Source organism: Fusicatenibacter saccharivorans, from assembly GCF_027667425.1.
Taxonomy (GTDB): Bacteria; Bacillota; Clostridia; order Lachnospirales; family Lachnospiraceae; genus Fusicatenibacter; species Fusicatenibacter saccharivorans.
Genome location: NZ_JAQEGR010000003.1, coordinates 42,683 through 55,793, shown reverse-complemented (window position 1 = coordinate 55,793; position 13,111 = coordinate 42,683). Strand labels below are relative to the sequence as shown.

Sequence of the window (13,111 nt, the reverse complement as noted above, 5' to 3'; positions counted from 1 at the left end):
TCTGCTTTTCTTTTTCTTCCTGCTTAACTGAAAATCCGGATCAGCTCCAGCGTCTCATTATCAATAATAATATCAGACTCTTTCAGTTCCTGCAAAACTTCGAAGAATTTCTCTTTTTCCCCCATTGTGAAATACAGTTTTAACCGGCAGGTATACGCTGCCAGCGCATTTCCGTGCTGCCGTGCCAGACGCATACACCACTTTTCGGTTTCCGGAATTTTTTTTAAATCCAGAAGTTTCAGGCACAGTCCCTCGTACCGGTCTGCCGTAATTCGTGCACCGTTTTTCTGGTACAGCGATTCGGCCGCTTCTTCCAGCATATTGACATACTTGGTCTGCTCCATTGTTGTAAAAATTTTCTGACTTAAAATTCGATTCATATAATCGATCAGCATTTCTTCACATTCTGTTTCCGTCTCTGTTTCCTGCTGCATCTGCGTGTACATTTTCTGCACATTGGACCGGAAATCGTTCAGCTCATCCCGCAATACCGAGGCCGCATAATGGGATGTCTCAGAATCTTCGCTGTTCAGTGCCATGGTAATGGATTCCAGGGATTTTTGCATATCTCCGCGGATCACATTCAGCATCAGCATACGCATATTCCGCTTGTCACTGACGGCAAGCGATTCTTCCAGCGGCGCCATGTTGCGCTCCCGCTCCTCGTCCGCTTTCAGATGTGTCTGCACACGTTCCTTGCTGAAAATAACATCTTCCAGATCGACCGCCTGGCGGAATACCGTCTTGTAAATCAGATAACTGCACAGAAAAAATGCCGGACCGACGACCGGGCAGAGAACCATGACGATAAAACGAATAAAAAATGCTCTCCGATTGTCGTACTGAATCTCCTCCCCCTGCTCTCTTTTCAGATCACACGCCGGAACATAAAGGAAAATTCCAACCAGCAGATACACAAGCGCAATCAGAGCATTCACGATCCACAGGATCACAAACGCCAGTGTTCCGTTTATGCTCATGCGGCCACCTCCCCATTTGCAATTGTACTCTCATATCCAGCTTCTGCAAAACGAGTAATAACACCCAGCGCATTCTTTTCCTCTGTATCCGAAAGCAATACATACAGGCCGCCATCCAGCATTCCGACGTAATCGGTCTGTCGCAGTTTCTTTCCGAGCACCTCTGCTGCTTCCAGATATTTTTCTTCTCCGCAGGTAATCTTTACCAGGGAACATTCTGTCAGTCCATTCCGCTTTGCCTCAAAAAACGCACTTACCAGCTGTGTAAATGCCTCTTTTTCCAAAATGCTGCTGTTGCCCAGATAACGGTGCTCCCGGAGTGCTTCCAGATAACGGTTTGCACGGACAACCGCATTCTGAATCAGATAGCTGATGACCGTCAGACGATTGGACTCGGCCAGGTTCATGCGGTCCCACGGAAGTCCCCACAGCATCAGAATGATCTGCATTTCATCCTCCGCATAAATGGCCTGCGCCATCAGCGGATAGCGCTCATCCATCGTCTTGTTGATGAATACGCGGCGTTCTTTCAGATCCGTATACATCGCTTCCATCTCCGGGTAGCGGATGGAATTTCCCAGCTTTCTGGCCGTCGGCGAAGTAAAGGAAAAGAGACGCGCATACGACTGGTTGGCAACGGTGTAAACCGCCACATCCTCCGTATTCATCAGCTTGGAAATCGTCTGTGCTGCATAGAAAAGCACCTCATAGGCACCGTATTGATCCAGTGACGATGTAATTTCATAAATTTTTCCAAGACTGTCCTTCTGGTTGACAAGCTGCAGTTCAAAAATCTGTTTCATCCGCACATTGCTGTCGTTGATCTCAGTCATATCGCCAAGCTGTCCGTGCAGATAGCCGATCTCCTCCTGATCGTCCTTTTTGATATGATGAATCTGGTCACGCATGTAACCGACTACCATGCCCAGGATAAAAAGCTGCGCCATCCAGATATACGTACTGTAATCCATCAGCACTTCCAGACCGCTCTGGTTATACATCTGGCGGAAACAGTAGCCAGCCGTCGCCAGAAGCGCTGAGAAGATCGCCTGCTGCTGTCCATACACAATCGCAAACAAAAGCACATACAAAAGATACGCATCCAGCTTTGCAAAATACTGGCTGCCGACCGCACGGTTATGAATCATAAAGAACGGGATAAAACAGATCAGGTTTTCCAGATACGGAGCCAGCATGCGGAAAATCCGCACCAGCAGTCTCCAGACCCGGTTGCCCCATCCGGCGCCCGTATCTTCTCTCTGTAAAAAGGAACTGCTGTATTTCTTCATATACTCTACAACAGCTTTTACGCCTTCTTCGTATGGGACAAAAATTTTTCCGTCAAATTCTTTCCTGTACCGTCTGCCATCCAGCACCAGGCGATAGCCCTCCCCGACGGTATCATCCCGAATCGTCGTTCCGTCTCCCGCATTCTGCTGAATCAGCTCTGCCAGTTTCATCTGACTGATGACCTCGCCGGAAGAAATGTGATACAGCGGATATTTCGGATGCTCTGCCATCATCACGCGGTACGCAAACTCCACCGCATCGCTCTGATAAATCATGGAAAAAACATTTCGGCTGTTTGCTGCAATCTGATTGGTTTTCAGCATTTCCAGCATCATCTGGAAACATGGGTTATTGTCGGCCTTTCCTTTCCGTGGAATATCATACATATGATCGAAGCGCAGAACCCGCGTGTCCATCTCTCTGGTGTCACGATAGCTTTTGCAGATATTTTCTCCCTGCAAAATCGCCATTGCCTGAAAGCTTTTGGACGATGCCGGTTCCGTTTCGTGGATATCGCTGCTGTAAGACCGGCCATAAACAACTTCGGAAGACAGGTACACAAAACGACCATTTTGTTTAAATGCATACGCCGAAAGAAGGTTTGTCAGATCTGCGGTGTAACGGACCGACTCTCTTCTGGCATCACTCCAGTCATAGTTGGTATCGTAAGCTCCGAGAAAAATAACAAGATCCGGGTTTACATTGGTAAAAATTTCCCGCACGCTCTCGCTGTCGTAGGGGAAATTATACCGTTCGAAGACGCGGCGGTACTTTCCTCTTCCATCCCGCTTTCCGGTCAGCAGATATGTCTTATGTCCGTCTTTTTCCATTTTGGTGATCAGAGCATCCATCAGTCTGCTCTCGCCGCCGACTAAAAATACTATCATACGCTACCTCGCCGTTTTCGTAGATTTTTCAAACACGCTCCAGGATACCATAGTTTCGGAATGTTTCCAGCACTGCGTTTACGTCCTCCTGCACTTCCTCCGCCGGCATATCGTAAGCTTTTCCGAGCCGTTTTGCAATCTCTTTTGCAGATACGGCATCGCCGGTCTGCTCGTAAATAAAAGCTGCTGTTTCACTCAGTGTGAGTACCTGATTCATCTTTTCCGCCGTCGCCCCATATGGAATCAGAACATATTCGTCTGCAATCTGTCTGAGTACAAAATCACCTTTTCTGGTCATTTTTATCTCCATTCTTCTGCGTCTTGCTTTTCTTTCTTACCTCAGAGAAAAACAAGGATACTAATAGTTCTATTATAGCCCTACCCAATTGCATTGTAAACTTTATTTTGCTTTTTATTGATATCTGTAATAAAGTTTTATTTCTCTGCACTTTCTTTTTCCATTTTGTGATATACTAAAACATATTTGAAAAATCTTTTCCCCAAAGGAGTATCTTATGCAGCCGCTTGATGCCGTTTATTTACAGATTTTAAAAAATTTATGCACGGATTTGTCCGAACCGGTCCCGCTTGATGGTGTGGATCCGTCCGCCTTATACCGTCTGGCCGAAAAACACTGTTCGCTTCCGTTTCTTCTGCCATATTTTGAACAGCAGCCGCAGTTTTCTGCTCTCAAACAGCAGACGAAGCAGATGCTGCTCTCCTATTATCAGCTGGAACATTTTACACGCCTTACTTTTTCGCTCCTCCTTGCGGAGAAGATTCCCTGCTTTCTCTTAAAGGGCATCAGTCTCGCCGCCAATTATCCCATTCCCGAATATCGGAAGCTGGGAGATCTGGATCTTTATATTCCCGAAAAAGATGCTTTTTCCCGTGCCTGCCGGATTCTTAACGCTCATGGCTACACGGAGGAGCCGGAGGAGAGCGATCACCATGTCACCTACCGCTTCACTTTTCCCGAGACTGGCCGCTCCTTTACGCTGGAACTCCATTACCGCATCGTCGGTATTTATCAGTTTTCCCGGGCCAATGAACTGGTGGACGAAATTTTTTCCGCCAGTCATCTGAAACCATCTTTCGTGGAACTCTACGGTCAGACCTATCCGGTACTGCCGCCAACGGAAAATGTGTTTTACATGCTGCATCACATGCTCAAGCATTACCTCTACAGCGGTTTTGGCAGCCGTCTGCTCTGCGATTTCACTCTGTATCTGGAACGTTATGCCTCCGAGGTTAATTTTGAAAAAATCCACTTCTGGTGCCGGGAATCGAAAATTTTTCATCTTTATGAGCTGATTCTGGAATCCTGCCGTATTTATTTCGGTCTTTCTGCCTCCATTGATCCGCAGGTTCACTGCTCTGCCTCTGACTGTGCCATTTTTCTGGAAAAAATTCTCGCAGACGGCGATTTCGGCAGTGATACACAGAGAAAAATTGTCAGCAGCGGTTCCTACCAGCACACCGGTATCCATGCCTGGTTCCACGAAGGCCATATTCAGATGAAGCTGCGGTTCCCAAAGCTTCATAAATGCGTACTTCTCTGGCCGGTTCTCTGGGTCATCACATTTTTCTGTTTCCTGTCCAACACCTACCGTATCCGCCACACGACACTGCGGCAGACGCTGGCAGACTTCCGGGCCGATAACCGGAAGACCAAGCTGTTAAAAATCTTCGACAACAACGATTTGCAATAAAACGAAAAACGAGTAAGCGAACGTCTCCCCTGTTCACTTACTCGTTTTTCTGTTCTGTCAATCTATGGGAATGCGTCTTCCCTCTGCCTATCCCCTTGCAAAGGTTCCACGCCTGTTTTTAATAAAAATGCTGATATCCGATCTGAATTCCGCTGCCGTAGCCGCTGTTGAAATACAGGCATCCGCCAACCGGGCTCTCACCTGCAAGTGCAGCCTGTGCAGCTGCGTAACAGTCACTTCTCGCTCCGCGTGCGAGCACACTCTGGAAAGTTCCGGTCGCAACCGGTGTAAACTGTCCACTCTGATAAATAACGCCGGAAACACTGTTCGGGAAGGAACCGCTGTTGACACGGTTTACTACAACCGCTCCGACTGCCACCATTCCTGTGTAGCTCTCGCCGCCTGCCTCGCACTCGATCAGTGCTGCAAGCATTGCCACATCATTGCTGTCTGCGGAAATTACCGATGCACTGCCTGCTGTGGAGGCTGCTGCTGCGCTGCTTGCCGCACAGGCCTGTGATGCCTGGTATTCCTCCATGGAAACAGCACCTTTTAACTCCTCTGAAAGTGTCACATAGTCTCCATGAACGTATGCGCTGCTTCCGCTGTACTGGATCTGATACCAGTCAGCCTCTTCGCCGAATATGCTGACTTCACCATTCTGTGTCAGTGTTCCAACCTGCGCGGAATCTGTGGATGCTGCCTCACGGACACGAAGGCTGTCCGCCTGAACAACTCCGGTGATACCGCACATATTGCGGTAATGTGCTTTTGCCTCTTCCCCAAATACCAGATATTCATTCTTTATGTAGCCTTCTACACCATTGGAAGAGATCTTGCTCCACTCGTCTCCTTTTTCTGTTACAGTAACCGCATAGCCCGGCATCAGAACTCCGACGATCTCGGAATCTGCGTTTGCCTCGCTGCGGATGTTGACATATCCTTCTACGTTTGCTGCAGCCATTGTGCTCCAGTCTGTTTTATTTAAAATGGTTTCTTCCTTTGTCTCTGCTTTTACGGGTGCAGCCATGATGACAGTCAGTGTGAGCACGCTCCCCAGGATGCCCGGCACATAACTTTTTTTGAATGTCATACTTACCTCCTGAACAATTATTACGTTTTTGTTACAACTTGTTACAAACCGATTCTACCAGTGTTACATCTTTTTGTCAACTAGAATATTTCGACAACATTCCTGTCTTTTCCCATCGTTTTTTTCATAGAACCCACAATTTTTCACCACTTTTCCGCTTTTTTGACGAATTGGATCGGTTTTTATTCCCACTTTTTCTTCTGCATGCGGCCTGCCTGGAATACTTTTCCGTGTCTTGTTTCCTTCTTTTTATTTTGCTTTTGTTTCACATTCTGCCCTTTCTGCCCTCTTTTTCCGCAAATATTTTTTAAGAAATTGTGACAGTTCTTTTTCTATTTTTCGACATGCATTACAAACCTTTTCCACTTTTGACGCATTTTCAAATTTTCTTTTAACTTTTTATTTTTACATGATATTTCTTTCTACATATGGTATAATCTTTAAAAAGAAAGAAAATTTATATTTTATCAATTATTTTTCTTTCAATTTATACGTGAAACTTACCGCAGGAAAATAAAACAGACCGACATTAGAAACCGATCAGGTGAAAGGAGGATGTCATATGTTACACAGCACACAGACAACGAAAAAACACACAGGAAATTTGATTCTGAGATTCGGAATGGCAGGCCTCCTGGCGGCCGGATTATTTTTTTCCGCTCCGTATTCGGCAGCAGCCGAGACAGTTCCAAGTGCAGAAAATACAGACGCCGGTGAAATTACCATTCACTTCACCCATTACGATGCACAGGACCTGGAATTCTATCTGAACACCGATCAGGCGGCCCTTGCTTTTACCGATGCTGCCCTGACATTTCAGGATTCCACAATGGATGCGCCGGTCACCATGTCATATCTTTCCGATGATGGTTCCTATGTCCTGTATCAGAACAGCGAACCGGTCGAGGAAGTAAACGGAACGTTCTCCGTATCGATGGTTACGGAACCTGGCTACACACTGGATATGGATCAGATTTCCTTCTATGTTAATGGACAGGCCGTTTCCAATGGCGGTTCCGTTGTGATTACGGATTCTTCGGCGGCGATGACTTCTCTTGTTTACTGTACCGCAATCCCGGAAACACCGGCAACTGACCCGGAGCCATCTCTTCCAGAAGAGCCATCTGTACCGGAAGTTCCGGAAGAACCGGCCGCTCCAGAACCATCCGTTCCGGAACAGCCATCCGCACCGGCAGAAACCCCGACCGTGGTACAGCCATCTGCTTCGGAACAGCCGGCACAGGAAAATATTCTTCCGGAAACCGCAGCTCCTGCATCCAAAACCGCACCGGAACAGGTTCCTGCATCCGAACCGATCGCAGCAGAACCGATTGCCAGCGCAGTTGTTACAGAAGACGAAGAAGTTGATCTTTCCACCATCCACCCGGAAGTTACCGCATCCGCTGTTACTTCTTCCAGCCAGCTTCCAGCCGCAACGCAGATTGTACCATCTGTCAGAACAACAGACCCGGATGCACAGATTATTACTTCGGAAACTGCAGCTCTTGAAAATGCCGCACAGACCGAGAATACACAGACTGCACACACAGGAATCGGCTCCTGGTTCCATCAGCGAACAAATCAGATCCTCGCAGTCATGATCGCTGTGATCCTGCTTCTGATCCTGATCGAATCACTTCTGGCACTAAAGGATTCCATGAATCAGAAAAGATCGCATCGCTTCTATTAAAAATAAGGTCCATAATAAAAAATAAGCATACAAAAAGAAGGAACGTATCTCATGAAACATGGGATACGTTCCTTCTCTTATATTATTTTTTATCCTCTTTTTTTCGCAGCCGCCTTCTGAATCTCACAGAAATCGTGCAGCGCCTGACGGCCGATTTTTACGATTTTACGGATGTTGATGGAATTTGTTCCGCCCTGACGCGGCTTGAAGCTGATCGGGATGAAACGGATTTTCCGGTGAAAATACGCTCCGAAGGCAGTCAGCAGTGCGTTCGGCAGATTGTAGTTTTCCGGCATCAGCGGCAGATACTCGGCCACGTAGTCTGCTTTCATCAGACGGAACGGGGCATTTGCATCCGGCACGGATACGTGGAAATAGGTCCAGAGCACCGCGCACAGCACTTTTTCCACGACAGCGCGGGAAAAGCCGTCGCCGCGGCTTGTGCGGTTTCCGAAAATGGCGTCGTAGTCCTCGCGGATCTGCCAGAACTTTTCGAACTCCGCCGGATCGGTCTGACCGTCGGAATCGGTCTGGAAGATATAGTCCGCACCGTTTTCAAGTGCATAGCGGTAGCCGTACAGAACGGTGGAACCGTGGCCGCCGTTTGGCTTCGTCAGCACGGTGAGCAACGGGTGGGTTTCGCACTCTGCTGAAGCAATTTCATACGTATCGTCGCGGCTTCCGTCGTTGATGATCACAAGACGGGACGCACCGCCGCCGTTATGCTTCTCCACGACGGGACACCATTCCTCGATCGTTCTTTTGATATTTTCCGACTCATTATAGGCTGGTATTACAATATATAAGGTATCCATTGGTATTCTCCTTGCATTTCCTTCCATCCATTATACAGGATTTCTTTTCATTGCGAAAGATGCACTCATGGAGAAAATTTCCCAGTACCGTTCGTTTGTTATTCTTCCCACAGTTTCTGCGGATAACGGCCCTCGTCTTTTAATTTCTGCAGTGCTGCCATGACATTTTCTTTGTCTTCTTTGTACGTTACGCCGTACCAGTTATCATAGGAGCGGAGTACGGTGACTTCCGCTTTTTTCTCCTGCAGCAGTTCATCGACAACGAACGGCAGGAAGTATTCGCCTTTTAACGGGTTGGTTTTGTATACATTCTCGAGGAACGGCAGGAAGCGGCGTTTCAGCTCGATCAGAATGCTCGGTGTGAAGCCCCAGAGGTTCATGGAAACGATGGTTCCCTGCGGCAATCCGGTCCAGGTTGCGCCGTCATCCTCGGTGTATTCGGCCTGTCCGCCGTGGTTTTCGATTCTTGTGCGCTCATGAATGCCGACAAGGTGGTTCTGGTCGTCTGCGGTGCAGATGCCGCGGGCTACGTGGCCATTGTCGGTCAGGGTTTTGTACAGGTCGTAGGCAACCATCGCGTACTGATAGGTCGCGCCGTCCTGCTCGGTTGTCAGCTGACGGTAGATCTCCTCGAATGCCGTTCTTCCATAATAATCATCGGAATTGATGACTGCGAACGGTGCGCCGTCGATGGCTTCTGCCGCACAGAGAATCGCATGACCGGTTCCCCACGGTTTGACGCGGCCTTCCGGCACTTCGTAGCCTTTCGGGAGAACGTCGAGTTCCTGGTAAACATACTCTACATCCATGTATTTCTCAATTCGCTTGCCGATGCCCTCGCGGAATGCCTCGTCGATGGCTTTTTTGATGATAAAGATGACTTTCTCAAAACCTGCCTGTTTTGCATCATAAATGGAAAAGTCGATAATCATATTTCCGTACGGGTCAACTGGATCAATCTGTTTTAATCCGCCGTAACGGCTTCCCATTCCTGCTGCCATGATGACTAATACTGGTTTTTTGCTCATGATGTTCTCTCCTTTTTATTCTCCAAAATAAGCTTTTAATCTCTCCGCAAAATCTGCCGGAATTTCTCTTTCAAATGGAAATGGTTCTGCATCCGCCAGATACTCGGCAATTTCGCCCAGGACACCGGCGCTCCGGTTCAGTGACCAGGCGGAGATCCAGTCGATCGTATCGTGGCAGGTGTGCATGCCGAAACCATCGCGGTTCAGCGTCATCGCCGGGATGCCCTTCCATGCGAAGGTGTTGGAATCGCTGCTCCAGATGTTGTTGATGAGCGATACGCCTTTGTCCGCCTGTTTTAAGTGCTCCATGATCACGTCGCATGCCTCTTTCGTTGCTGCCACGCCAAGCACGGTTCCGCCGATGGCCTGTCCGGCGAGGTCGACGTTCATGTTGAAGCGGTGCTGCGCCAGCTCTGCCTCATGCGCTTTCACATACGCCCGGCTTCCGCAGAGACCCAGCTCCTCCGCGCCGAACCAGATGCATTCCAGTGTCCGTTTCGGGCGGTTTTCGGCGAAGTAGTGTGCCAGCTCCATGATGATCGCTGCGCCCGCCATGTTGTCGTATGCACCAGGTCCCTGCGGAACGGAATCGTAATGAGCCGTCAGCGTCAGGATTTCCTCTGGCTGCTCGGTTCCCGGGATGCGCAGGATGATATTTTTCGACGTTCTCCTGATTTTTTTCTGCTGTAAAATGAGGCGTGCACGGCTCGCTCCCCGTTCTACCAGTTCCATCGCATCAAGATAATGAATGACGGCGCACGGCAGTTTCGGATTTTTTACGCCGCGCAGGGTGCGGTAGTCCGGCAGACGGTCCTCATCTTTGTCCAGTGGCGTTCCGGTCAGGATCAGAAATCCGACGGCTCCTGCTTTTTCCAGTTTTTCATAGTTTTCTGCATTGGCACCGCCGTTGATCAGGACGATTTTCCCTTCTGCATGGGAAAGGCTGACCGGGTCGCCGTTTTCTACGTAGAGGAATGGTGCCTCCACGCCTTCCGGAGCGGTATTGGCTGCCGCGAAGCAGCCGCGGACGGTGTATGTTTTCTCATATGGCTCTGTGACCGTAAAGACAGCTTCGTCAACCTGCCATGTCTCAATCTCGAACGGCTCGCGGCGGATCTGCAATTCGCCCTGCCCCCATTTTTCTGCGATTTCAGAAAGTTCTTTTTCGATCCGGCAGGCTGCTTTTTCTTCGCCTTTCGTTCCGGCTTCGCGGATGTAGTTAAACTGGCTGACGAACGCATACTGCCGCTGGCCGCTGATGGTATTTGCTTTCATAATAATGTTATGTCCTTTTCTTTTCTTTTTTTATTTTCTTAAAGTTCTTCCAGTACCGCTCTCGCGCTGCGCACGGCTTTAACATCGGTGCGGTAGAGGGTGTATTCGCTTAAGGATGGAAGTCCCATGTTCACATTTTCTTTCCGATACTGCATCGGGCTCGCCAGTTCGATTTTTCCGGACATATGGTAGGCGGTCACGCCGGTTTTCGGATACAGCTCGCGGATCGCATCCGCGCAGATACCGCCGCCCGCCTGAATACGGATGCGTCCCGCCGCCTGGCGCTGCAGTTCGGCGAGAAGCTCTGCTCCTTTTACCGCACTGTTCTGCTGACCGGAGGTAAGAATGGTGTTCATACCAAGCGATACCGCCTGCTCAAGCGCTTCTTTGGGATCGCGGCAGACATCAAACGCGCGGTGCAGCGTCACGGACATGCCGTCGGCTGCCTCCATCAGCTGTTCCATTGCCGCCATATTCATCGTTCCATCCTCTTTCAGCACACCGACCACAACGCCCTCTGCACCAAGTTCGCGGTACATCGCGACTTCCTCGCGGATTTCTTCTAATTCATATGGGGTGTAGCAGAAATCCCCGAACCGCGGGCGGATCAATGCATGAATCGGAATGGTTGTCTGTCTGCGGATCACCTCAAACAGCTTCGAACCCGGCGTTGTTCCGCCGATCACCAGATTCTGACACAGCTCCAGCCGGCTTGCCCCGCCTTTTGCCGCCGCAAGCGCCGACTCCGCCGAGTCCACACAGACTTCCAGGATATAATCGTTCATAAAATTCCCTCTGTTTTCGTAATTTTCTTTCTCTATCATACCCTATTTGAGGCAATTAGGAAAGAGCTTCTTTGGTTCACTTTCGTTCACTTCTGCTTCTGATGCAGATATTTTTCTCTCGTTGCCATGCCGCCGCGAATGTGGCGTTCAGACTTGTTCACATCCAGAATTTTCCTTGCCTCTGCCGCCAGACCCGGATTCACTTGTACCAGACGTGATGTCAGATCCTTATGCACGGTACTTTTGCTCACTCCGAATTTTTTCGCCGTCTGCCGTACGGTCGCTTTCGTCTCAATCATGTAAATTGCTGTCTCCACAGCACGCTCTTCGATATAGTCCCTCACAAAAAGCCTCCGAAGACGCTGTTTTTACAGTGTATTCGGAGGCTTTGATGGGTATGTCTTCTATTTTATTATTTGTAATATACCCATACCGCTTTTGTCTGTTCCAGCACCTGATCGATATCCCAGGTTTTTTCGGAATTTTTTCTGCTGTTTGGGTCGTTGATTTTCAGTCTGCCATTCTGCAATCCGGTAAGAACGATAAAATGACCGTTGCTGGTAAACTCCCCGGGTCCCATCAGGGCAATGATGGGGTTTCCGGCCTGCAGGTTGTTTTCCACCCGTTCCCGTTCCACAGGGATTTCTTTGCTGGAAAGGCCGATCTGCCGGGCTCCTTCCAGCATCAGAGACCAGGCGGTTCCGCTGCCGTCTACAGCATAGCCGTTCTGTGAGGCAAAATCGGCGACCCAGCGCGGATTTTTTGTGATATCGCCGGTCATGAAAATGGCAACCATGGAAAGTGCTGTCGGTCCGCAGCCGCTTAATCCCATCACTTCACCGGCATATCGGTGATAGCCCCATCTCTGATCCCACTGCAAGAGAAGCGGAACCTCCGATGCGGATGACAGGTCGCTCAGGTCAATCTCCGGCTCCTCCTCTTTTTTCAACGGATATTCTTCGACGAACGTCTCCGTCTCATTGTTTCTCTCGTAAAGCGACAACAGCTCCTCCGGGTACTGATCCATTGAAATGCCGTTTGCTTTCGCATACCGCTGGATCGGATTCTGCCGGAAGCGCCGCACACCGCCCAAAAACAGAAGACAGCCGAACAGCAATAGCAGCCCGCGGATCCGCCATACCTTTCTTTTTCGTCTCCGTGCTCTTTCTCTTCTTTGTATTATCCTTCTTTGTGTCATTCTTTTTTGTTCTGCTGTCTCTTGCCATTCCAGTGTATTGTTTTCACGGATCATGAAAAATCCCCCTCCCGATCTTATGGTGTACTCCCAAAATCTTTCTGTGCCTGATTTTGTGAGATGATTGAGAGTACATTCTTCCTTTTCATCATAACAAATTTCCGATTTTTCTTTTTGTATATTTTCCGAAGAAAAACTGCTTTTTTTCCGTCTGCTTTCTTAAGATTTTTTGTATCTGTGCAAAGCCATGCGAAACGGAAGCAAAACCGCAAGCAGGAAAAAGATGGCAAATTCCGGAAATATCATTGAGAAAAAAGTTCAAAAATGGTAAAATAGGAAAAACAACATCTTTAAGCGGAGG

12 protein-coding genes are annotated in these 13,111 nt (G+C 48.8%); 2 read left to right on the top strand and 10 right to left on the bottom strand.

The window, feature by feature from the left end:
* Window positions 1–23 precede the first annotated feature (23 nt).
* From PGS38_RS03725 to PGS38_RS03715, 3 genes are read right to left on the bottom strand one after another with little or no spacing between them, the layout of a single operon-like run.
* Complete coding sequence (locus PGS38_RS03725; RefSeq protein WP_022461106.1) at window positions 24–980, bottom strand: hypothetical protein; 957 nt, start codon at window positions 978–980, stop codon at window positions 24–26.
* Window positions 977–3,157 carry an NAD-dependent epimerase/dehydratase family protein gene (locus PGS38_RS03720; RefSeq protein WP_022461107.1) on the bottom strand — a complete coding sequence of 727 codons (2,181 nt, stop codon included), beginning with the start codon at window positions 3,155–3,157 and terminating at the stop codon, window positions 977–979. The genes PGS38_RS03725 and PGS38_RS03720 overlap by 4 nt, the downstream gene beginning before the upstream one ends.
* 28 nt (window positions 3,158–3,185) lie before the next feature.
* Complete coding sequence (locus tag PGS38_RS03715; RefSeq protein ID WP_022461108.1) at window positions 3,186–3,455, bottom strand: PqqD family protein; 270 nt, start codon at window positions 3,453–3,455, stop codon at window positions 3,186–3,188.
* A 217-nt stretch (window positions 3,456–3,672) separates the two neighbouring features.
* Between PGS38_RS03715 and PGS38_RS03710 the strand changes: the two genes are divergently transcribed.
* Entirely contained in the window at window positions 3,673–4,869 is a 1,197-nt protein-coding gene (locus PGS38_RS03710; protein WP_022461109.1) for a nucleotidyltransferase domain-containing protein, read from the top strand.
* 118 nt (window positions 4,870–4,987) lie between these two features.
* On the opposite strand, the gene PGS38_RS03705 is transcribed toward PGS38_RS03710, so the two are convergent.
* The gene (locus tag PGS38_RS03705) at window positions 4,988–5,962 is read right to left on the bottom strand and encodes an SH3 domain-containing protein (RefSeq protein WP_055220896.1); all 975 of its coding nucleotides are present in this window, start codon (window positions 5,960–5,962) and stop codon (window positions 4,988–4,990) included.
* A gap of 562 nt (window positions 5,963–6,524) precedes the next feature.
* Between PGS38_RS03705 and PGS38_RS03700 the strand changes: the two genes are divergently transcribed.
* Window positions 6,525–7,652 carry a hypothetical protein gene (locus PGS38_RS03700; protein ID WP_270475939.1) on the top strand — a complete coding sequence of 376 codons (1,128 nt, stop codon included), beginning with the start codon at window positions 6,525–6,527 and terminating at the stop codon, window positions 7,650–7,652.
* Between the two features lie 89 nt (window positions 7,653–7,741).
* Here the strand turns inward: PGS38_RS03700 and PGS38_RS03695 are convergent, their stop codons facing one another.
* The 6 genes from PGS38_RS03695 to PGS38_RS03670 form a co-directional block, all read right to left on the bottom strand.
* The gene (locus PGS38_RS03695; protein ID WP_270475938.1) at window positions 7,742–8,467 is read right to left on the bottom strand and encodes a glycosyltransferase family 2 protein; all 726 of its coding nucleotides are present in this window, start codon (window positions 8,465–8,467) and stop codon (window positions 7,742–7,744) included.
* Window positions 8,468–8,565: 98 nt separating this feature from the next.
* Complete coding sequence (locus PGS38_RS03690) at window positions 8,566–9,495, bottom strand: nucleotidyltransferase family protein (RefSeq protein WP_055220899.1); 930 nt, start codon at window positions 9,493–9,495, stop codon at window positions 8,566–8,568.
* A 15-nt stretch (window positions 9,496–9,510) separates the two neighbouring features.
* Window positions 9,511–10,770 carry a M20/M25/M40 family metallo-hydrolase gene (locus PGS38_RS03685; RefSeq protein WP_270475936.1) on the bottom strand — a complete coding sequence of 420 codons (1,260 nt, stop codon included), beginning with the start codon at window positions 10,768–10,770 and terminating at the stop codon, window positions 9,511–9,513.
* A gap of 38 nt (window positions 10,771–10,808) precedes the next feature.
* Window positions 10,809–11,555 carry a copper homeostasis protein CutC gene (locus tag PGS38_RS03680; protein WP_119188906.1) on the bottom strand — a complete coding sequence of 249 codons (747 nt, stop codon included), beginning with the start codon at window positions 11,553–11,555 and terminating at the stop codon, window positions 10,809–10,811.
* A gap of 86 nt (window positions 11,556–11,641) precedes the next feature.
* Window positions 11,642–11,899, bottom strand: a complete 258-nt coding sequence (spoIIID, locus tag PGS38_RS03675; protein WP_055220903.1) for a sporulation transcriptional regulator SpoIIID — start codon at window positions 11,897–11,899, stop codon at window positions 11,642–11,644.
* Between the two features lie 68 nt (window positions 11,900–11,967).
* Window positions 11,968–12,807 carry a C39 family peptidase gene (locus PGS38_RS03670; protein ID WP_270422391.1) on the bottom strand — a complete coding sequence of 280 codons (840 nt, stop codon included), beginning with the start codon at window positions 12,805–12,807 and terminating at the stop codon, window positions 11,968–11,970.
* Window positions 12,808–13,111 lie beyond the last annotated feature (304 nt).

Excerpts from the sequence above, each read along its gene's own strand:
- PGS38_RS03725 (WP_022461106.1), bottom strand. The coding sequence starts at position 980 with ATGAGCATAAACGGAACACTGGCGTTTGTGATCCTGTGGATCGTGAAT.
- PGS38_RS03720 (WP_022461107.1), bottom strand. The coding sequence starts at position 3,157 with ATGATAGTATTTTTAGTCGGCGGCGAGAGCAGACTGATGGATGCTCTG.
- PGS38_RS03715 (WP_022461108.1), bottom strand. The coding sequence starts at position 3,455 with ATGACCAGAAAAGGTGATTTTGTACTCAGACAGATTGCAGACGAATAT.
- PGS38_RS03710 (WP_022461109.1), top strand. The coding sequence starts at position 3,673 with ATGCAGCCGCTTGATGCCGTTTATTTACAGATTTTAAAAAATTTATGC.
- PGS38_RS03705 (WP_055220896.1), bottom strand. The coding sequence starts at position 5,962 with ATGACATTCAAAAAAAGTTATGTGCCGGGCATCCTGGGGAGCGTGCTC.
- PGS38_RS03700 (WP_270475939.1), top strand. The coding sequence starts at position 6,525 with ATGTTACACAGCACACAGACAACGAAAAAACACACAGGAAATTTGATT.
- PGS38_RS03695 (WP_270475938.1), bottom strand. The coding sequence starts at position 8,467 with ATGGATACCTTATATATTGTAATACCAGCCTATAATGAGTCGGAAAAT.
- PGS38_RS03690 (WP_055220899.1), bottom strand. The coding sequence starts at position 9,495 with ATGAGCAAAAAACCAGTATTAGTCATCATGGCAGCAGGAATGGGAAGC.
- PGS38_RS03685 (WP_270475936.1), bottom strand. The coding sequence starts at position 10,770 with ATGAAAGCAAATACCATCAGCGGCCAGCGGCAGTATGCGTTCGTCAGC.
- PGS38_RS03680 (WP_119188906.1), bottom strand. The coding sequence starts at position 11,555 with ATGAACGATTATATCCTGGAAGTCTGTGTGGACTCGGCGGAGTCGGCG.
- PGS38_RS03670 (WP_270422391.1), bottom strand. The coding sequence starts at position 12,807 with ATGATCCGTGAAAACAATACACTGGAATGGCAAGAGACAGCAGAACAA.